We start from the raw sequence: 19,166 nt of genomic DNA, 5'->3' as shown, positions 1-19,166 counted from the left end.
CTCAGCCGCAGTAGGTGCGCCGCAGCAACCGGTGGATGCGCCGCACCGACGACAGCCGGTCGTCCAGGTTGACCGCGAGTGCCCGGACCACCGGATCGTCCGGCCCGCGGCGCCCGCGGATCTCGGCGATCCGCTCCTCCACCGTGATGGGGTGGCCTTCGGGACTCGTCGTCATGTCGGAGTACCACAGCGCGTCGCGGAGCCTGCCGCGTTCGTCGTCGAACTCCGCCAGCTGCTCGCCCAGCCCGGTCAACGCGGCCACGGCCGACGCGCCGGAGTGGTGCGCCACCAGCCCGCACACGCGCATCGACATGCCGGCTCGCTGCAGGAACCGCGCCCCGTCGAGGGAGTGCAGACCGGTGTCGGCGAGCTCGGAGGCGTACCCGATGTCGTGCACCCAGGCCGCCGCGACCAGCACGTCGCGCTGCGCTTCCGGCAGCACGCGCGCCACCTGCTCGGCCCGGCGAGCGACCCCGGCGGTGTGGGCCCACCGGCGCGGCAGCTCGACGGCGAGCAGTCGGCGTGCGGTGTTGCGGGCCCAGTCGGACAGCCATGTTCCGGACATCTCCGACACGACGGACGTGTAGCGGACGGCCTCGGCTCGCACCGCCCGTTCCACCAGCAGCGGCACGAAGTCCTGCACCGGGGCGTCGCAGAAACGGGAGCGGGCGCGTTCGATCCACTCGCGCACCAGGCTGGGAGGCACCTCGTCGTGTTCCCGCACGAGCCGGGACGCCAGGCGCCTGCCCCGCGGGTCTGCCTGTACCGGCGTGGTCGTCAGCACGTCGTCCACCTTCCGCCACATCCGTCGCGCCACCGTAACCCGCCGCCCGCGCCGAGCGAAGAGCCCCTCACGGTTCCACGCCTCGCAGCCGCAGGTGGGCGAGCAACGGCTGGGAGTGGCTGTGCAGGTTGGCGACCGGATACGCCTGCATGGCCACCCCGGAGTCCGGCAGCGCCCAGGTCTCGCCGGGCCTGTCGCTCTCCGGTCCGAGGTAGCAGTCGGGGCCGGACAGCGTGCCGGTCCACGTCGCGGGGTAAGCGGTGGTGTGCGCGTGCAGGGTCATCCGCCGCCACTCGTCCCACGCGAGGTCCGGGTCGTACCTCGCCGCCGCCCAGATCAGGGTCGCGTTGACGGAGAACCAGACCTGGCTCGGCGTGCTGAACGGCCAGCGGTGCCGCGCGCCGAGTGGTGAGCCCGTGCGGCATTTCTCGTCGATCGTCCTGAGCAACGCGCGGGCCTGGTCCGGGGTCGCGGCGCCGCAGAGGATCGCCCAGGGCTGCACTTCCAGCCACAGGTCGTTCTCCCCGACCGGTTTTCCGCCGGGTGCGTGGGCGCGGCGGAACCAGCGGCCGTTCCACTCGTCCGCGACGCGTTGCCTCAGGTCGTCCGCGCGATCTCGGGCTTCTGCCGCGGTGGCGTGGTCGCCGAGGCGTTCGGCCAGGCGTGCGTAGACCGGGAGCACCCAGGCCGCCATCGCGGAGTTCAGCACGGACTCGCCGCGTTCGATCATCAGGTCGCGGTCCACTCCGGACTCTCTGATGGCGAGGTCGTTCCAGTCGGCGTTGAAGATGCGGACGTGGCCGTGCTCGCCCACGCCCACCTCGTCGGCGAAGAACCTGAACTGGCGCCTCAGGTTCTCGGCCAGCGGCACCGGGTCGGCGTGGTGGACCGGGTGGTACGGCACCGGCTCGCCGAACGCCGCGAGGTCGTCGGTCGCCGCGGCGTACTCGGCGGCCAGCCACAGGGCCCAGAGGTTCTGGTCCGACGGGCGGAACAGCTGGGTCCAGGGCTGCTTGCGGCCGTCGAGCGCGTACGGGAGGTCGCCGTCGGGGCTGCCCCACGCGCAGGTGTTGCGCAGGACCGACAGGGCGAGGTCGGGTTCGAGGTGGACCAGCGGCAGGGCGTGTTGCAGCGGATCCCTTGCGGCGCCGTTGAAACCGTGCCGGAACGCGTAGGCGGAGCCCTGGTTCAGGGTGTGGCCGCCGAGCACGCCGTCCGTGCACGCGGCGCCGGTGAGCAGGGCCGCGTGCCAGCGGATCTCGTCCGGGCCCGTGGGCAGTCGCTCGCGCAGGGCGGCCAGGCTCTCGGTGTACACGGCCGCGGGATCGACGGGGTGGTCCAGAAAGCCGAACCGGAACCAGAAAGTCGTCCGCTCGCCCGGTTCGAGCTCGACGGGGACGGAGATCGACAGGGGCCCGAGAGTGGTCTCGGCGCGCTCGCCGCCCACCTGCTCCAGCGCTACTACGCGCAGATCCACCGGAGTTTCGTTCCGAGAGGGACCGAACTCCAGGTCGACAAGCCGCGGTCGCACCTCCCATTCCTCGCTCAGGCTTCCGCGCAGCACCTCCGAGCCGTCGTTGACCACGTCGACCTTGATCAGCAGCCACGGCGCTTCGCCCTCGGGACACAACACCGTGCGTTCGATCTCCGCGACCTTCAGCCGGAAGAACGTGGGGCCGAACAGCTTGTGTCGAGCGGTCTCGGTGGAGGTCTCGCCGAACCGCGCGATGCCGGTGCGTTCGGCGATCCACCGGCCGTCGACGTGCTCGTCCCACACGCTGACCAGCCCGTCGCTGCCAGCGGCCAACGTGATCCGGCGGTTGCCGACGTGCACGACGTGCCGGTTCGACGGCAGGTCGATGATCGGATCCCACGACCGAGGGCCTGCCCGGTAGTCGAACGCGGGCAGGCCCTCTGCTGTCGTCCACTCCCCGAACTCGCTCACCCTGCAAAGAGTTCCGGCAGAACACCAGGGCGGGCTAGGTCCGTTCAGCGCCAGAAGCTCCGGCGACGTTGTTTCGCCGCGGGCTGGGAGAACTCCTTCAGCACCTCACGAGCCCGTGCCCACAGCTGGTCGACGTCACCGCCGGCGGTGAGCTCGGTGACGAGTTGCCGCAGCGCCTCGTACTCCGCACCCTGCTTGCCCTGCAGGAGGGTGTTCAGCCTGCTGGCGAGGTCGGCGAGCAGGTCGCGACGTTCCCAGGCGGGCAGAGCGGCGTCCTTCTCCAACCGCTGCACCTCGGTCGCGGCGATCTGCCGCAGTTCCGCCAGGTTGTCCGGCGCGGCGCCACCTCCGCCACCGAAACCGCGCGATCGCTTCGGTGCCGCGGGACGGGCCTGCGGCGCTCCTGGCAGCGCGATGGACCTGGCCAGTGGTGCGGGTGGTGGCATCGCTCCCGGTGCCGCGGTGGGCGTCGGGAACGCTCCTGGTGCCGCCGCGAACATCGGCGCCGGAGCGGGCGGGCCGGCGTAACCCCCTGCTTGCGCGGCGAACATCGGCACCTGCGGCTGCCAGCCCGATGGCAGTTCGACCGGCTGCACCACGCGGTGCACGGTGCCGTCGGAGACGACCTTCTCGTCGACCGCGACGAACGCGGTGAAGCGGCACAGCACGCCGAACTTCAGCGAGGTCTGCACGATCGTCGGCTCGACGGCCCTGTCGCCCGTCGCGTACCGGTCCTCGAGATCACGCAGCGCGGCACGAGCCCACTGCGCGGTGACCGCGGGAGAAGCCTGTTCCCGCACCGCCACCGTCTGGTGCCACTCGGCGCCATCGCGGGTGCGGCCGCTGATGGAGAACGAGTCCGGCATCGTGCCGCGGTATCGGCCGAACGCGACGAGCGGCACGCCCGGATAGATCGCCGACGGCTGCTTGGGCAACGACGACTCCGGCGTCACCACCACGTCGGTGATGAGCGGCGCGCCGATGCGGCGCTGGATGTGCGTCATCGCCTCGTCCAGCCTGTCCTCGCTCTCGACGAGCTCGCACCGGCCCGCGCCCGCCGCGGCGAGCCTGCCGAGGAAGCCCGCGTTCACGGCCGTGTCGATGCCGACGGCGTGCACGCGGGTCCGGTTGAGCACCGGGGCGATGTCGCGGAGCAGTTGATCCTCGTTACCGACCTGTCCGTCGGTAACGAGAACGAGCACGGGATCCCGTTCCTCGCTCACCTTGGAAACGAGGATCAGGCCATGCTTCAACGGCTGGAACATCTCCGTTCCGCCACGAGCCTGCACGGCCGCCAGGTGTTCGACGGCTCGGAAACGGTTCCGATCGGTGGCCGCGACGAGGCCGTCGCCGAGCTCGGTCGGCCGTTCCAGGCGGTCGTCGAACGTGATCACCGAGAACCTGTCGTCGGCAGTGAGCGTGTCGATGATGCGGGCGGCCGCTCGCCGGGCCGCGACCATCTTCCAGCCGCCCATGCTGCCGGAACGGTCGAGCAGCAGCACGACGTCACGCGGACGGACCGGGGTGTCGAGGTCCGGCGGCAGGACCGTGACCTGGTACGTGCCCTCGTCGGAGTCGGCGTCCGGCACGCACACGCCAGCGGAACTGTTTCCCGCGTACGTCAAGCGCAGCACGAAGTCGCGGTCGACCCGCTCGCCCGGCTCGACGGAAACCGTGTTCCCTTCGGTTGTGACGGTGTGCAGGCTCGACCGCACCTCGCCCAGCTCCAGGCCGGCCGGGTCGATCTCCACGCCGATCGACAACCGCACGGGGTTCGGGAAACCCGGCAGCAGCACCGGCGGCGTGATCCGGGAGGCGTCCGGCACGACGTCCGTGTCCAGCGCGGATCCGTCGCCGACCGACGGACCCTCCAGCGGCGAGCCCGGCACGTAGCGCGGCGCCACGACGAGCGGGAACCGGAACGTTCCCGCGCCGTCCTCGAACACCAGCGGCCCGACGAGGCTCAGCTCGACCGTGACCCGTTCTCCCGCCGGGATGTTGCCGACCCGCATGGTGAAGACGTCGGGCCGTTCCTCCTCGACGATCGACGCCTGTCTGCCCGCCGCGATCGCGTCGTCATAGGTCTGGCGCGCTTGAGCGCGTTCCTGCAGCTCGGCTTCGACAACGCGGTCGCCCGCCGTCATCTTCATGCCCGTCACGGCGGCGCGATCGGGCAACGGGAAGAGGTAGGTGGCTTCGAGAGCGGTGTCGTGGGTGTTCACGAAACCGGTCGTCAGCACGACGCGGCCGACCAGACCGGTGATCGTCGCCCGCACGTCGAGGCGCTCCAGCGGCAGGTTGCCGCGTTCGGTGCGCAGCGCGCCGACACCCGCGTCCTCGCGCACCAGGCCGATGCGGTCCAGCTCGGGGGCGGGCATCGGGGCGACGGTGAAGGTCATGACTGTTCCCTTTCGTTGAGCAGACCACGGGCGGCGAGCAGGTCGAGCAGGGGCTGGGCGGCGGCGGCGATGTCCGCGAGGTCGGCCGGCGTCGGAGTACCCGGTACGAGGACGACCGCACCTCCGGAGAGCGCTACCCCGTTCAGCGGAACAGCGGGTGCTTGCGGCGTTTGAGCTGGTGCGGCAACGGGTTCGGCCCAGAAACGCGGCCTGGCGGCTTCCTGTGGTGCTGCCTCGGTCTCGAGCAGCCCGTCGGGCACCTTGGCGATGGCCGCGAGCTTCCTGTCGGTGACGCCCGCGAGCGCGGCCTGGATCTCGGAGAGCGTTCTCCCTTCCGACTGCAGTCTTTTCACGGCCACGAGCTGAAGCAGGTGCCGTCGTTCGTAAAGCGCTGTGCGGCCGCGCATCGCCGACGGCCGGTCGACCAGCCCCGTCGTCGCGTACCAGCGGACTGCCCTGCGGTCGGGCACGTCGCGCACCCGTCCGTTGGGCGCGCCGGAGTACTCCGCCGTCAGCGCGGAGGAAACCCGTTCCAGCAACTCGTCGAGCGTCCACACCCCACGATAGTGACACTGCAATCGTGACAGTGTCAACGTTGCAGTCACGAGTAGCGTGAGCTGTTGCTGAGCGTGACCAAACGTGCACTGAGGGGGCATGGAATGAGAGGCTTGGCAATCCTGGCAACGCTTTTGCTGGTTCTGACCCCATCCGCCGTCGCTTCCGCGCTGACCGTCGACTCGAACCGCGCGGTGTTCTGGAACGGCTCCGTCCGCAAGTCCGATCCACGGCTGCGCGACGTGCCCGAGTGCCGCGAGAACGGCTGCGACCGCGCGTTCTTCGCCGTCCGGCTGCCTGCGGGCCTGCGCGCGAAACCCGGCGGCGTCGAGCTGGCGATCCGGGCGGTCGGCGCGACCCCGGACGACAGCCTCGGTTTCGCCGTCTACCAGGGCTCACGACGAGTGGCCCTGGCCGACGCGCAGATCGGCCCGGCCCGGTCGGTCTGGTTGCCCAAGAGTTCCACCGCGTACACCGTCTACGTCTTCTACAACCCGTTCGTCCCGGAGCTGGGATCGGACGTCGTCCGCTACGAAGGCTTGCTGGAGAACGAGAACTCACCCCGGCCGTCGTCGCGCGAGCTGCTGCCGGACCTGGAGGCACTCCCCCAGCGGTACGCGACGTTCGAGACCCCGCCACCGTTCTTCGACGACGTCGCCGCGCCGGGCTCGTCGTGCTTCCGCAGCGAGGTCGAGGAACAGCACGCCCGCACGTGCCTGCGCTTCGGCCAGGCCATGGCCAACGTCGGCGAGGGCCCGGTCGACGTCCGCTACCAGACCCCGGCAGGCCAGCGCCCGCCGGAAGTGCCCGGCTCGCAACGCATCTACCGCGCCGACGGCACCTTCCGCGACATCCCGTCCGTCGGCACGATGCATTACCACCCGATCCACAGCCACTACCACTTCGAGGACTTCTCGGTCTCCGTGCTCGAGAACTCCTCCGGCACCGTCGTCGCCACCGGCAAGAAGAACGGCTTCTGCATGGCCGACACCGAGATGCCCTGGTGGGCGCGCAAGGGCAACGCACCGCAGAGCTACCCCGCACCGCGCTGCCTCGACCGCGAACCGACGTCACCGCCCGGCGTCGACGCGTTCAAGAACGGCATCTCCCGCGGCTGGGCCGACGAGTACTGGTGGGCACTGCCGGACCAGATGATCGAAGTCAGCGCACTGACCGACGGCACCTACACCTTGGTCACGCGAGTCGACCCGACCGACAAGATCCGCGAGACCACCGACCGCAACAACTGCGTGCGCATCCCGATCACGCTCGCCGGACTAGGCGGCTCAACACCCCGCGCGACCCTCGGAAGCACCCATACACCCTGCTGACCGCTCATGGGGAAATTGTCACGTCACGAACTGAACATTGTTGGGACACAGCGAGTTCTCGAAGCGGGGCCGGTGATCTGCGTCACGGGCCCCGTGCCTATTCTGACGCCCGTCGACTCGACTTCTCCCCCCTGCACACTTCGCTCGCGAGACGGGAAAACCCCCATGACCGACATCATCAGCAACCTCTTCGGCCGTCCCCGCCAGGACGTCGCCAACTCCCGCGACGACATCACCAAGCCCATCTCCCTCCGGACCGAGCCCGCCCAGCCGGACGCGGTCACCACCGACGAAACCGTTGCGCCAGAGGCGATCGAGGCCGAGACCACCGAGTCCGCTGAGGCCATCGAGTCCGCCGAGGACGCCGCCGCCGAGGCTGCTGAGACCACCGACGCCGACGCCGAGGAGACCGATGAGGTCACCGACGAGACCGATGCCGAGGTCGACGCCGAGACCGACGAGGTCACCGACGAGGTCACCGACGAGACCGACGGCGAGGTCACCGACGAGGTCGACGACGACGCCGCTGACGAGTCCGAAGACGAGGCCGTTGCCGAGGACGAGACCGAGGACGCCGAGGGCTCTGCGGAGGCCGAAGAGCCTGCTGCGGTTGAAGAAGACGCGACCGAGACCGACGAGCCGGCCGCCCTGGACGAGGACGCGTCCGACGAGTCCGAGGAAGCCGTCGCCGAAGACGCCGACGACACCGAGGTTGTCGCTGACGAGTCCGACGAGACCGAGGCTGTCGCCGAGGAAGCTGACGCGACCGAGGAGTCCGAGGACGAGGCAGTCGCCGAAGACTCTGACGAGACCGAGGCTGTCGCGGAAGACGCTGACGACACCGAGGAGTCCGAGGCCGTCGCCGAGACCGAAGACGCTGACGAGGCCGAGGAGTCCGCCGAGGTCGTCGACGAGAACACCGAGGAATCCGAAGAGCCCGCCGCCGTCGAAGCCGAAGCGAGCGAAGAGGAAGAGGAGACCGAGCCGGTCGCCGACGCCGACACCGAGGACAACTCCGACTCCGAGGTTGAGGCTGACTCCGAGGTTTCGTCCGAGACCGAGCCCGCCGCCGAGGCCGACGCTGAGGTCGAGTCCGACACGGAGCCCGTCGCTGAGGTCGAGCCGGTCGCCGACACCGACGCCGCAACCGCCGAGACCGAAGCCGAAGTCGACGCTGAGGTCGACGCTGAGGCCGCACCCTCCACCGAGATCGAGGGCGAAGCCGCACCCGCCGCCGAGACCGACGCTGAAACCGCACCCGCCGCCGAGATCGTCGCCGAAACCGCGCCCGTCGCCACCGAGGAATCCGCGCCCGTCGTCGTCGAGGAAGAGGCCGCTCCCACCCGCGCCGCCGCCAACGCCCGGGGCAACATCTCCGTGGACACCAACGTGATCGCCAAGGTCGTCACCCTCGTCGCCGCCAAGATCGAGGGCGTGCACAGCCTCGACGCGGACGGCATCTCCGTCGAGGTCGACGGTGACGTCGCGACGATCAGCGTGTCGCTGGTGATCGAGTTCGGCCACGCCGTCAAGGCGCTTGCCGAGCAGGTTCGCGTCGACGTGATCGAGTCCGTCGAGAACTTCCTGAACTTCGACGTCGCCGCCGTGGACGTGCACGTCAGCGACATCCACCTGCCGACTGCCTGATCACCACCTGCGCGGGGCCGCGGCGAACCTTTCTGCCGCGGCCCGCGAGGTCGTAGTCCCCCAAAGGTTTTCCGGCTCGTGCGGAAAACCCGGTGCTGTGCTGTCACGAACAACCTGTAGGGTGCCGCCCGTCCCGAATTACACCGTGGAGATTCGCGTCCGCGTGGCCAACGCGGAGGACGGAGAGGACGAGTGCGCACGGACGAGGTCGGTCACAAACCTGAGCTGGACCGGCTGAAAACGTTGAAAGAGCAGATCCTGTACGCGCTGGAGCACATGCCGCGCGGCAGTTCGGTGGAGGACGTCCGCCGCTGGCTGGGCAAGCAGGGTCTGCAGAGGGTGCCGAGCAGGCAGTACGCCGCGCCGATCGTGAACGAGTGGCGGGCCCGCAACGGTGTCGCCGACACCAGCGGCCTCGTGCCGCTCACGCCGGAGCTGATCGCGAAGCTCGAAGCGACCGAGAACGCCGACCAGAACGAGAGCGTCCCGGAGCCGGAAGAACCGGGGAAACCCGCTGGTGCCAAGGGGTTCTACCTGGTCGCGCTGATGAGCATCGGTGTCAGCGTCGACACGTCGTGGCGGTTCTTCGAGCAGCGCCTGGGAATCACCGACTTCGTCGAACGGGTCGTGCTGTTCTCCGTCATGGAAGCGGCGCTGATCGCGTGTGGCTGGGCCATGCGCGGTGGGGTGCGTCGCGATGGACGGCCAGGTCCCGCTCGTCTGGTCGCGTGGGGGTTGACCGCGTTCGCCGCGTTCGCCGCCTTCAGCCTGTCCGGGCCGGTCGCGGGTACCGCCCGCGTGCTGCTCGGACCGGTGCTCGGCCTGGTGATGCTGCACCTCGCGCTCGGCATCGAGATCCGCGCGTCCCGTCAGCGCACGACCACGTGGGCTCGGGTGGGCCGGGAGCTGCGAGAGCGCTTCCTCAGCTTGCTTGGCCTCGGCGACGACGGGCGTGACGCCCTCGCCCGCACTCGCGACCGCGCGGCACTCCGGGCTGCGAAGCTTGCGCTCGCCGGCCGGTGGACGCCTTTCCGCACGTCACGTCTGCGCAAGGCGTTGCACGCGTCGCACGTCGCGCACGACGCGAAGCAGAAGGACAAGATGTTGCGCGAACTGGGAGTGCTCCAGCACGCGCAGAAGCTCGCCGAGACCACCCAGCCGTCGCCGTGGTGACCTTCACGAACGATCTCGCGCGAGCACAAGAGATCGCCGAGCTGATGAACCGGGTGTACGCCGACGCCGAGAAGGGTCTCTGGGTCGACGGTGCCGATCGGACCACCGAGGCCGAGGTCGCGGACCTGATCGGCGCCGGCGAGATCGCGACCACGGAGTCCGGCGGACGCGTGGTCGGTGCGGTGCGCGTCCAGAAGATCCAAGAGGGCCTCGGCGAGTTCGGGATGCTCGTCGCCGCACCGGACCTGCGCGGCACCGGCGTCGGCCGGGATCTCGTTTCCTTCGCCGAGAACTGGGCGCGGGAGAGCGGTCTCCCCCACATGCAGCTGGAACTGCTGGTGCCGCGCGGCTGGGATCATCCGGTGAAGGAGTTCCTGCGGGCCTGGTACACGCGTCTCGGCTACGAGGTCGTGCGCAGGGGCGACTTCGCGGAGGACTACCCGGCGCTGGTGCCGCTGCTGGCCTGCCCGTGCGACTTCCTGATCTTCCGCAAGGAGCTTTCCCAGTAGTTGAAAGTGCGTCCAGTTCGGACGTCGCACGAGGTACCGTCCGCGCAAGCCCCGACCGGATGGAGATCTATCGTGCGCCGTCGTACGCGTGGCACAGCTGTGGCCGCGATCGCGCTGACCCTGCTGGCGAGTGCCTGCGCCAAGGACTCCGGTGGTGGCACCGGCTCGACCAACGCCGCCGGTGCCGGGTGCGAGTACTCGACGCCGCCCAGCGCGCCCGCGACCACCACGTCCAGCACCACCGCCGGGGAGAAGATCGACGGCAGCGCGTTGAAGATCGGCCTGGCCTACGACATCGGCGGCCGCGGCGACGCGTCGTTCAACGATCTCGCCGCCGCCGGGTTCGACCAGGCCATCAAGGACTTCGGCGTCAAGAAGGAGAACACTCGCGAGCTCTCCGCCGCGCCGAACGAGGACGAGGCCGCGAAGCAGACCCGGCTGCGCCAACTCGCGTCCGAGGGCTTCAACCCGATCGTCGGCGTCGGTTTCGCCTACACCGAGTCGCTGAAGGTCGTCGCGCCGGAGTTCCCGAACGTCAAGTTCGGCCTGGTCGACTCCGCGGTCGACGGCGCCTCGAACGTGACGCCGCTGGTCTTCGCCGAGCAGGAGGGCTCGTTCCTCGCCGGTGTCGTGGCCGCGTACCAGAGCAAGAAGTGCCACATCGGCTTCATCGGCGGCGTGGACATCCCACTGATCCAGAAGTTCGAGGCCGGCTACACGCAGGGCGCCAAGGCCGCCGCGCCCAAGATCCAGGTCGACAAGAAGTACATCACGCCCGCCGGTGACTTCACCGGTTTCCAGGACCCGCCGAAGGGCCAGGAGGCCACGAAGGGCCTGATCGACAAGGGCTCGGACGTCGTCTACCACGCCGCCGGAGCGTCCGGCATCGGCATGTTCGCCGCGGCGAAGCAGGCGGGCGTGCTCGCGATCGGCTGCGACGCCGACCAGTACAACCAGCCGTCGCTCGCGGCCAACAAGGACGTCATCGTGGCGTCGAGCCTCAAGCGCGTCGACGTCGCCGTGTACGACTTCTACCGCGCCGCGGCGAAGAACGACCTGGCGTCGCTGCCGAAGGTGTTCGACCTCAAGGTGAACGGCGTCGGGTACGCCGCGCCCGGTGGCAAGGTCGACGCGAAGCTGCAGGGCATTCTCGAGGGCTACAAGCAGCAGATCATCGACGGCAAGATCAAGGTGTCCGACAAGCCCTAGCGGCGCGCCTCGAACCGCCGCACGATCTCCTCGGCGCAGTCGGCGGCGGTTCGACGGGTCGTGTCCACATCGATGTCGTTGTACCCGTGGGCGAAGACGTTCTGCGACACGGCCAGGCCCTCGGGACGGTCGCCGCGCGCCCGCTCGCGCCGGATCAGCTCATCTTGAGAGCAGCGGACGTGGACCAGCGTGACGTCGTACCCGTCCAGGACGTCGAGCAGGTCGGCGAGGCGCCACGGCTCGCTCAGCGGATAGTCCATGATCACGTCGTTACCCGTGGAGACGAGCGCCGCGACCACCCGGTGATAGCCGAGCCGGGTGCGGCGCAACATTTCCCGGATCTCGTCGTCGTCGAGCTCACGAGTGTGTTCGGTCGACCGCATGCCGCTGATCCCGTCGACCGGCACGAGGAACCACGGATCGGCCAGCAGGGGCAGCATCGCCTGGCCGATGCTCGACTTCCCCGAACTCGACGGACCGTTGAGCAGGATCACCCTGCCCTTCTCAGAGGAAGACACGGGCGAGGTCGATCCACTTGTCCGCGTCGTCCCCGACCGCTGTCAGGTCCGTCTCCGCACGGGCCCGCCGGTGCGTGACCCGCAGGCACCAGTCGAGCGCGCTGCCCCGGATCCGCTGGACAGCGCTCTCCGGCCCCCACGCCCAGGTTTCCCCGTCAGGGCCGGTCAGCTCGACGCGGAGCGGTTCCGACGGAATGGGCAGCCCGGCGGCGTAGAACGACAACGTCCGTCCGGTCACGCCGAGGAACGCCACGTGCTTCAGCCGCGCCGTCGGATTCCGTTTCACCCCCAGTGCGTCGAAGACGTCCTGGCCGTGCGCCCACGTCTCCATCAGCCGCAACGGCGCCATGAGCTGTGTCGTCACCTCCGCGCCGAACCACGGAAAGCCCTGGTCCTGCGGGATTTCACGCAACGCGGCCACCACGTCGGCCCGGCCCGCTCGCCACCGCGCCAGCAGCTCGGCCTGGGGCTGCGCGGCACCTTCGGCGGCGTCGAGGTCAGCGTCGTGAGCCACCGGATCGAACGCACCCGGCGTCCGAACGGCGGTCACCACGTTGGCATCCGCCGCAGCGAGATGGGCGATCTGGTGGCCGATCGTCCATCCCACCGCCGGCGTCGGCGCGCCCCAGTCCTGCCCCGACACCAGGGCGTCGAGCTCTTCTCCCTCTGCCACCAGGTCTGCCAGCACGACCGCACTGTCCACTTCGGACATGTCGAGACCGTAGTTCAGCATGATCCACGTCTACCACAGGTCAGCGGACACCGGCCGTGACCGCGGCCCGGCACACCTCCACCGGATCACGAACGCCCTCCAGCGACGCCGCCCGAGACGCCGCGGCCGCGAACCCGGGATCTCCCAGCACACGCACCACGGCGTCCCGTAATGAGTCCACAGTGGACGGACGAACGATCACACCGCTCCCCTGCCGCGCGACCCGGTTCGCCATCTCCCACTGGTCACCGCCACCCGGCACGACCACGACGGGAACGCCCGCCCGCAGCGCCTTGACCAGCATGCCGTGCCCGCCGCCGCAGACCAGCAGCGACGACTGGCGCAGCAGCTCGTCCTGCCTGCCCGGCCCCGACCGCGCCCACGACGGCACATCGTCGGGAGGCGCGAACGTCGACACCACTGCTCGAACGCCCAAGCCCTGCAGCGCCTCCAAAGTCATGGAGGCCATGCCACGAGCCCCGGTCCAGGCGGTCGACGGGGCGATCATGACCAGAGGAGCGTCACCGGGAGGCGGGACCATCAGATCCTCGCTCGCCTCCCACAACAGCGGCCCGACCACGTGCGCGTTGGCAGGCCAGTCCGGGCGAGGCACCTCCAACGCGGGCAGCGTCGCGATCAACCGCACCGCAGGACCCGGTCCACGGGCCGAAAGCCCGATCTCCTGCCGCACGAGTGCACGTTGCCGATCACCCTGGCGAATCGACCTGGCCGTGAACGCCCGCAGCACCGTGTCGCGCATCCGGCCGCGCACGCCGGTTCCCGGCGCCAGTCCGCTCCCCATCGGCGGCAACCAGCGCGAGGGTTCGTACAGCGGGTGCGGTGACAGCTGCGCCCACGGCACACCGAGCAGTTCGGCGGCCAGACTCGCACCGAGCGCGAGCACGTCGCACACCACCAGATCCGGCGCCAGCGACTCCAGCTGAGGCACCAACGCCGTCGCGAGCGCGGCGGCCTGGGAGTGCAGTTCGGACCCGAGATCCTCGCAGCCGCGCAGATCCGCGAGCGCCAGGCCGTGCACCCTCGACGCCGTGATCCCGGAACGCGCGGCCGGGGCGATCCAGCGGTCGCCCGTGAGCAGGAACGGTGTGTCGCCGGCCTCCAGAAACCTCAGGCACAGCGCGATCGCGGGCACCACGTGGCCCGGATCGCCTCCGGAGACCACGGCTACGCGCACGCCGGTCAGTCAACCACCTTGCTGAAGTGGAACGCCGGAATGACATAGCCCGAACCCAGGTAGAGCCGGTGCGCGTCGTGCCGGTGCGTGCCGGAGTCCAGGTGCACGCCCGCACAGCCGAGGCGGCGCGCCTCCTCGTCGACCCAGCGCAGCAACGCCCCCGCGTGCCCCTGCCTGCGAGCGGAAGACAGCGTGGTCAGGTCGTCGATGTAGAGGTGCGACCCGGCGTAGAGGTTCGTGAGGGGACGGAAACCCGCCACAGCGGCAACAGCGCCACGAGCATCCAGCGATGCCACCAGCCGGTAGCCCTCCTTGCGCTGGACCCGCACGGCCGCCACGAAGTCTTCCGCGGAGGTCAGGTGCGGCCGGAGCTCGCGCATCGTGTCGAACGCCAGCGCGGTGTTCTCGTCGTCGAGTTCGATGATGTTCACGCCGATGATCGTGCGCCCGGCAAGTGGCCTCTCGGTAGGACCATTTCGCATGCATCCCAGAAGGCCACTTCACGTGGAGTAAGGTCGTGTGCGGGCGCAGTGATCGAAGGGATGTCATGGCGTCCAAGCACGTCGCCGTTCTCAGCGTTCTGGCGCTCCTCCTCGCACCTTCCGCCCATGCCTCCGCACAACGCCGCACCGTCGTCGAGGTCACCGACTTCGGCGCCGACCGCACAGGACGAGAAGACTCAGCCGCGGGAATCGCGGCGGCCATCGAGCACGCGAAGAAGCTCGACCGGCCCACGACCGTCCACTTCGCACCCGGCACGTACCAGATCTACCCGGAACGCGCACCGAAGCGAGAGCTGTACATCAGCAACACCCTCGGCTCCGACCAGGCGTTGAAGACCAAGAGCATCGGCATCCTCGTCGAGGACATGCACGACGTCGTGGTCGACGGCGGCGGCGCGAAGCTCGTCAACCACGGCTTCCAGACCATCTTCGCGGCGATCCGCTCCACCGACGTGCGGTTCACGAACTTCACCCAGGACTGGGTCGCGCCGAAGACCGTCGACATCACGGTCTCCGAGACGGGCATCAGAAACCGCCACCCGTACCGCGTGATCTCGGTGCCGCCGACCTACAACTACGCCATCGAGGGCACCTCGGTCCGCTGGAACGGGGAACGCAGCCCGGCCACCGGGCAGCCGTACTGGACGGGCACGAACTCGTTCAACTACTCCCAGGTGCACGACCCGGCGACCGGCAGGACCTGGCGCACCGACAACCCGGTGTTCCAGCACGTCGAGAAGATCACCGACCTGGGCAACCGGCGCCTGGAGATCAGCTACACCAGCAGCACGCCACCAGCGGACAACGGCTTCGTCTACGTGATGCGCGAGACCACACGGGACACCGCGGCCGCCCTGTTCTGGGAGTCCGCCAGGGTGTCCGTCGACCACCTGCGCCTCGGCTACCTGCACGGCTTCGGTCTGGTCGGCCAGTTCAGCGAGGACATCACGATCGACTCGGTGGCGTTCCAGGCCGACCGCCGCACAGGCCGGGTCACGTCCAGCTTCGCCGACCACGTCCAGATGTCCGGCGTGAAGGGAACGGTCCGGATCACGAACTGCGTGTTCGACAACCCGCAGGACGACCCGATCAACGTCCACGGCACCTATCTCCAGGTGACCGGCGCCCAGAAGAACCAGTTGCAGCTGAAGTACATGCACCACGAGACGTCCGGGTTCCCGCAGTTCTACCCCGGCAACACGGTCGAGCTGGTCAACCAGCGCACGATGCTGCCCGCCGGCACCGCCAAGGTGATCTCGGTGACCGGACCGACCGGCCGGAGCGTACCGCCGAACGTGGATCCGGACACGTACCTGCGGACCATGACCGTGGTGGTCGACAAGGTTCCGGACGCGGTTCTCGGATCGCCGGGAGAGTTCGCTGCCGAGAACACCACGTACACGCCGTCCGTCGTGATCATGGGAAACACGTTCCAGGCGGTTCCGACCCGCGGCATCCTCGTCACCACGCGCAAGCCCGTGCGGATCGAGAACAACCGGTTCGACGGCATGACGATGGCGAGCATCTACATCTCGTCCGACGCCCGCTCGTGGTTCGAGTCCGGGCCCGTGCGCGACGTCGTGATCCGCGGCAACGTGTTCGACCGGCCGTCGAGCCCGGTGATCTCGTTCGACCCGACGAACGCCGAGGTCGTCGCGGGACAATCGGTGCACCGCAACGTTCGCATCGAGGACAACTCCTTCAACCTGATCTCCGGCACCGTGGTCTCGGGCCGCAGCGTCGGTGACCTGACGTTCCGGCGCAACCGAGTGCAGCACTACGACGGCCTGCACCTGAGTGGACCCGACCGGCCCGTGACCGTCGGCGGCACCGCGAAGCTCTCCACGGACGCACCGCCGCCGACCAGCACGGCGCCGCTGTTCACGTTCGACGGCGCCGACGACATCACGATCACCGGCAACCGTTACGACAACGGCTTCAACAAGCGCGTGAACACTGCCGGCATGCCCGCCGACGAGATCACGACCGACCTGACGTTGAACGCGGACGACCTCTCCAGCACCTCCGTATCCGTCACCTACTCCAGTTCAACGCCCTCTGTTGCGACCGTCGACTCCAACGGCGTGGTGACCGGCGTGAGCGCGGGACGGGCGGTGATCACGGCTGAAGCGAAGATCGGCGGCAAACGGGTGCGCGCCAATCCGGTGACGCTCACGGTCACGCGCTAGCGGCGCATTGACGACTCCCCGGGCTCATTCATACATTCGAGCGCACTTTGTATGAATGAGCCCCGGGGAGTTGGTCCGCATGTGGCTCGGCAGGACAGCGGTCGTTCTTGGTGGCAGTGCGGCGGGTCTGTGCGCGGCGGGCGCGCTGGCCTCGCGGTTCGACGAGGTGGTCGTCCTGGAACGCGACGAGCTGCCGGTCGAGGCCGAGCACCGCCGCGGGGTGCCGCAGAGCAAGCACCCGCACTTCCTGCTGAACTCCGGCCGCCGGGCGATCGAGGCGCTGTTCCCCGGCTTCGAGGAAGCGCTGATCAACGCCGGCGGGCTGCACCTGATGCCGTCGATGGACGCCGCCTACCTCGACGGTCTCGGCTGGTCGGCGCGCAAGAAGGCCGCGATGACGATGATCTACAGCTCGCGGGTGCTGATCGAACGGGTGCTGCGCGACCAGGTGCAGAAGCTCGGCAACGTCGTGGTGCGCGAAGGGGTTTCGGTCGGCGGGCTGCGTTTCCAGGACGGCGCGGTGATCGGCGTCGACGACGTCGAGGCGGACTTCGTGGTGGACGCGATGGGCCGCGGCTCGTCGGTCAGCGGCTGGATGGCCGCGGCGGGCTGGCCGGAGCCCGAGGTGCGGACGCTCGACGCCAAGGTCACCTACACCTCGCGCTGGTACGAGCTTCCCTCGTCGCCGCCCGACTCGTGGTGGTGGCGGCATCTGGTGATCATGCCGACACCGGACAAGGGCGCGCACCCGCCGGAGCACGAGTTCCTGGTCAACTTCTTCCCGATCGAGGGCAACCGGGCGATCGCGTGCATGGGGTCGTGGGGCCTGGAGATGCCGCGCACCACCGAGGCGTTCCTCGGGTCGGCGCGACGGGTGCGCACGCCGTTGTTCGCCGACGCCATGGACAAGTCCACGCCGACGTCCGAGGTGCACCTGACTCGCTCCACGGGCAACAAGTGGCGGCGCTACGACCTGCTGAAGGCGCCTGTCCGGCGCTTGGCGTTCGTCGGTGACTCGATCTGCGCGTTCAACCCGTTCTACGGCCAGGGAATCAGTGCTGCGGCTCGGTCGGCGCTGTTGCTGCGCGGGCATCTTGAGGCCGCCTCGTCGGTGGACGGCGACTTCTCCGCTCGATTCCTTGCCGCGCAACGGAAGTCGTTGAACGTGCCGTGGAGCCTCGCGATGGCACGCGACCAGGGTTACTCGTTCGCGGAAGGCACCGAGAAGCTGCCCGAGTGGCGGCGCAAGCTCGTGGCTGCGGTGTCCGGGCCCGCGTTCAGCTTCATCGTCGGTGCCGCGCGCGAGTACGAGGTGGTCGACGAGCACTTCGCGAAGGTGTTCAACCTCGACGAGTCGTTGCGCGACTTCATGACCAATCCTCGCGTGATCGCCGGGCTGCTGCGCTACAGGGTCCGGACCGCGTTGGGGCGCCACAGGGTTCCGTTCAACTTCGACCCTCTCGCCGAGCCGCCGGCCAGGGACTACTCGGCGGTGGCGCGATGATCGAGTGCGGGCCCGAGGCCGAGGCGGTCACGCGCGGTCTCGGGTTCGACTGCCACGACGTCGCCCCTGTCGTCTCGGTGCGGCCTCCGTGGGAGCTCGCGCATTGGACGATGCCGCTGCTTGAGGTCTTGGTCATCGCGGGCGCGGTTTTCGCTCTGGTGCACGCGATTCGCCGACGACGTGCGGGCGATCCGATCAACCTCGCGCTGTGGTGGGCGTCGCTGGTCTACCTGTTCGTGATCGAGCCGCCGCTGTACTTCCCGGAGTGGTTCGGGCTGGACGAGATCTACGGGTTCATCTTCGCGCACAACCAGTTCACCGTGCAGTTCATGTGGGACCGGCTGCCGTTGTACATCGTGGCGTTCTACCCGATGATCAGCCAGCTCGCCTACGAGGTCGTGCGCACGCTCGGGATCTTCGCGCACCGGGGCGCTGTGGCGGGCTCGGTCGCCGTCGCCTTCGTGTGCCAGGTGTTCTACGAGGTGTTCGACCACATTGGACCGCAGCTCCGGTGGTGGGCGTGGAACCCCGCCAACGCGATGGTGAACCAGCCGATGGTGGGTTTGGTGCCCTTGAAGAGCGCTCTCCTGTTCGCTTCCGTCTCGTTGGGTGCTCTCGCCTACCTGGTCGTGCGGTTGCCGAGCCGATGGCGGTGGGCGGCCGGGGCTTTGGCTCCGCTGTCCATGGTGGTCGCGGGCTTTCCCGCGAGCCTGTTCGGCACGAATGTCACCGGGCAGGCTTGGGCACTCTGGATCGAGCTGGCGCTGATCTGGGTCGTGGGCGCGTGGCTCGTCGTTACCGCGCAACGACTTCCGGACGTGTCAGCGTTCGCCCGGTGGTACCCGGCGTGCTATCTGGCCTTGATGGCGGTGTTCTGGGTGACTGCCGAGGGCGTTCCGGTCGCGAGCCTCGTCTACGCGCTGGTGTGCTTCGCCGGTGCGCTGCTGGTGCTGGCGCGGCTCTACCGGGTACGCGTCCTGGTTTGATGGTGCT

Annotated in this window: 16 protein-coding genes; 8 read left to right on the top strand and 8 right to left on the bottom strand. The window is 69.1% G+C overall.

Annotated features, from left to right (window positions below; genetic code table 11):
* Position 1: 1 nt before the first annotated feature.
* From AB0M24_RS01150 to AB0M24_RS01135, 4 genes are read right to left on the bottom strand one after another with little or no spacing between them, the layout of a single operon-like run.
* The gene (locus tag AB0M24_RS01150; RefSeq protein ID WP_363759092.1) at positions 2-805 is read right to left on the bottom strand and encodes an HD domain-containing protein; all 804 of its coding nucleotides are present in this window, start codon (positions 803-805) and stop codon (positions 2-4) included.
* Positions 806-851: 46 nt separating this feature from the next.
* Positions 852-2,729 (bottom strand): hypothetical protein, encoded by a 1,878-nt coding sequence (locus AB0M24_RS01145; RefSeq protein WP_363759089.1) that lies wholly within the window; start codon positions 2,727-2,729, stop codon positions 852-854.
* 44 nt (positions 2,730-2,773) lie between these two features.
* Entirely contained in the window at positions 2,774-5,128 is a 2,355-nt protein-coding gene (locus AB0M24_RS01140) for a VIT domain-containing protein (protein WP_363759086.1), read from the bottom strand.
* Positions 5,125-5,685: a MerR family transcriptional regulator gene (locus AB0M24_RS01135; RefSeq protein WP_363759083.1), complete on the bottom strand. Its 561-nt coding sequence runs from the start codon at positions 5,683-5,685 to the stop codon at positions 5,125-5,127. Before AB0M24_RS01135 ends, AB0M24_RS01140 begins: the two co-directional genes overlap by 4 nt.
* 102 nt (positions 5,686-5,787) lie before the next feature.
* On the opposite strand from AB0M24_RS01135, the gene AB0M24_RS01130 reads away from it, so the two are divergent.
* The 5 genes from AB0M24_RS01130 to AB0M24_RS01110 all read left to right on the top strand — a co-directional run bounded on the left by AB0M24_RS01130 (position 5,788) and on the right by AB0M24_RS01110 (position 11,552).
* Positions 5,788-7,014, top strand: a complete 1,227-nt coding sequence (locus AB0M24_RS01130) for a lysyl oxidase family protein (protein ID WP_363759080.1) — start codon at positions 5,788-5,790, stop codon at positions 7,012-7,014.
* 165 nt (positions 7,015-7,179) lie between these two features.
* On the top strand, positions 7,180-8,661 hold the full coding sequence (locus AB0M24_RS01125; RefSeq protein WP_363759077.1) for an Asp23/Gls24 family envelope stress response protein: 1,482 nt from the start codon (positions 7,180-7,182) through the stop codon (positions 8,659-8,661).
* A gap of 192 nt (positions 8,662-8,853) precedes the next feature.
* Positions 8,854-9,834 (top strand): hypothetical protein, encoded by a 981-nt coding sequence (locus AB0M24_RS01120; protein WP_363759074.1) that lies wholly within the window; start codon positions 8,854-8,856, stop codon positions 9,832-9,834.
* Positions 9,831-10,343, top strand: a complete 513-nt coding sequence (locus AB0M24_RS01115) for a GNAT family N-acetyltransferase (RefSeq protein WP_363759071.1) — start codon at positions 9,831-9,833, stop codon at positions 10,341-10,343. The genes AB0M24_RS01120 and AB0M24_RS01115 overlap by 4 nt, the downstream gene beginning before the upstream one ends.
* Before the next feature lie 72 nt (positions 10,344-10,415).
* Positions 10,416-11,552 (top strand): BMP family ABC transporter substrate-binding protein, encoded by a 1,137-nt coding sequence (locus tag AB0M24_RS01110; protein ID WP_363759068.1) that lies wholly within the window; start codon positions 10,416-10,418, stop codon positions 11,550-11,552.
* Here the strand turns inward: AB0M24_RS01110 and AB0M24_RS01105 are convergent.
* The 4 genes from AB0M24_RS01105 to AB0M24_RS01090 are packed head-to-tail and all read right to left on the bottom strand — an operon-like array spanning position 11,549 to position 14,408.
* Positions 11,549-12,070, bottom strand: a complete 522-nt coding sequence (locus tag AB0M24_RS01105; protein WP_363759065.1) for an AAA family ATPase — start codon at positions 12,068-12,070, stop codon at positions 11,549-11,551. The two genes, AB0M24_RS01110 and AB0M24_RS01105, sit on opposite strands and share 4 nt — an antisense overlap.
* Positions 12,057-12,782 (bottom strand): TIGR03084 family metal-binding protein, encoded by a 726-nt coding sequence (locus AB0M24_RS01100; RefSeq protein ID WP_363759062.1) that lies wholly within the window; start codon positions 12,780-12,782, stop codon positions 12,057-12,059. Before AB0M24_RS01100 ends, AB0M24_RS01105 begins: the two co-directional genes overlap by 14 nt.
* A 40-nt stretch (positions 12,783-12,822) precedes the next feature.
* Positions 12,823-13,977 (bottom strand): nucleotide disphospho-sugar-binding domain-containing protein, encoded by a 1,155-nt coding sequence (locus AB0M24_RS01095; protein WP_363759059.1) that lies wholly within the window; start codon positions 13,975-13,977, stop codon positions 12,823-12,825.
* Between the two features lie 5 nt (positions 13,978-13,982).
* Positions 13,983-14,408, bottom strand: coding sequence for a GNAT family N-acetyltransferase (locus AB0M24_RS01090; protein ID WP_363759056.1), 426 nt, complete (start codon positions 14,406-14,408; stop codon positions 13,983-13,985).
* Between the two features lie 116 nt (positions 14,409-14,524).
* On the opposite strand from AB0M24_RS01090, the gene AB0M24_RS01085 reads away from it, so the two are divergent.
* The 3 genes from AB0M24_RS01085 (at position 14,525) to AB0M24_RS01075 (ending at position 19,159) form a co-directional block, all read left to right on the top strand.
* Positions 14,525-16,669 carry a glycosyl hydrolase family 28-related protein gene (locus AB0M24_RS01085; RefSeq protein ID WP_363759053.1) on the top strand — a complete coding sequence of 715 codons (2,145 nt, stop codon included), beginning with the start codon at positions 14,525-14,527 and terminating at the stop codon, positions 16,667-16,669.
* A 79-nt stretch (positions 16,670-16,748) separates the two neighbouring features.
* Positions 16,749-18,173: a hypothetical protein gene (locus AB0M24_RS01080; RefSeq protein ID WP_363761530.1), complete on the top strand. Its 1,425-nt coding sequence runs from the start codon at positions 16,749-16,751 to the stop codon at positions 18,171-18,173.
* A complete protein-coding gene (locus AB0M24_RS01075) occupies positions 18,170-19,159 on the top strand; it encodes a hypothetical protein (RefSeq protein WP_363759050.1) in 990 nt (329 codons plus the stop codon). The genes AB0M24_RS01080 and AB0M24_RS01075 overlap by 4 nt, the downstream gene beginning before the upstream one ends.
* Positions 19,160-19,166: the final 7 nt, after the last annotated feature.

Origin of the sequence: Lentzea sp. NPDC051838 (assembly GCF_040681245.1) — a bacterium.
Lineage (GTDB): Bacteria > Actinomycetota > Actinomycetes > Mycobacteriales > Pseudonocardiaceae > Lentzea.
Note: the sequence above shows the minus strand (reverse complement) of the source record. Positions and strands in the feature narration are given on the sequence as shown.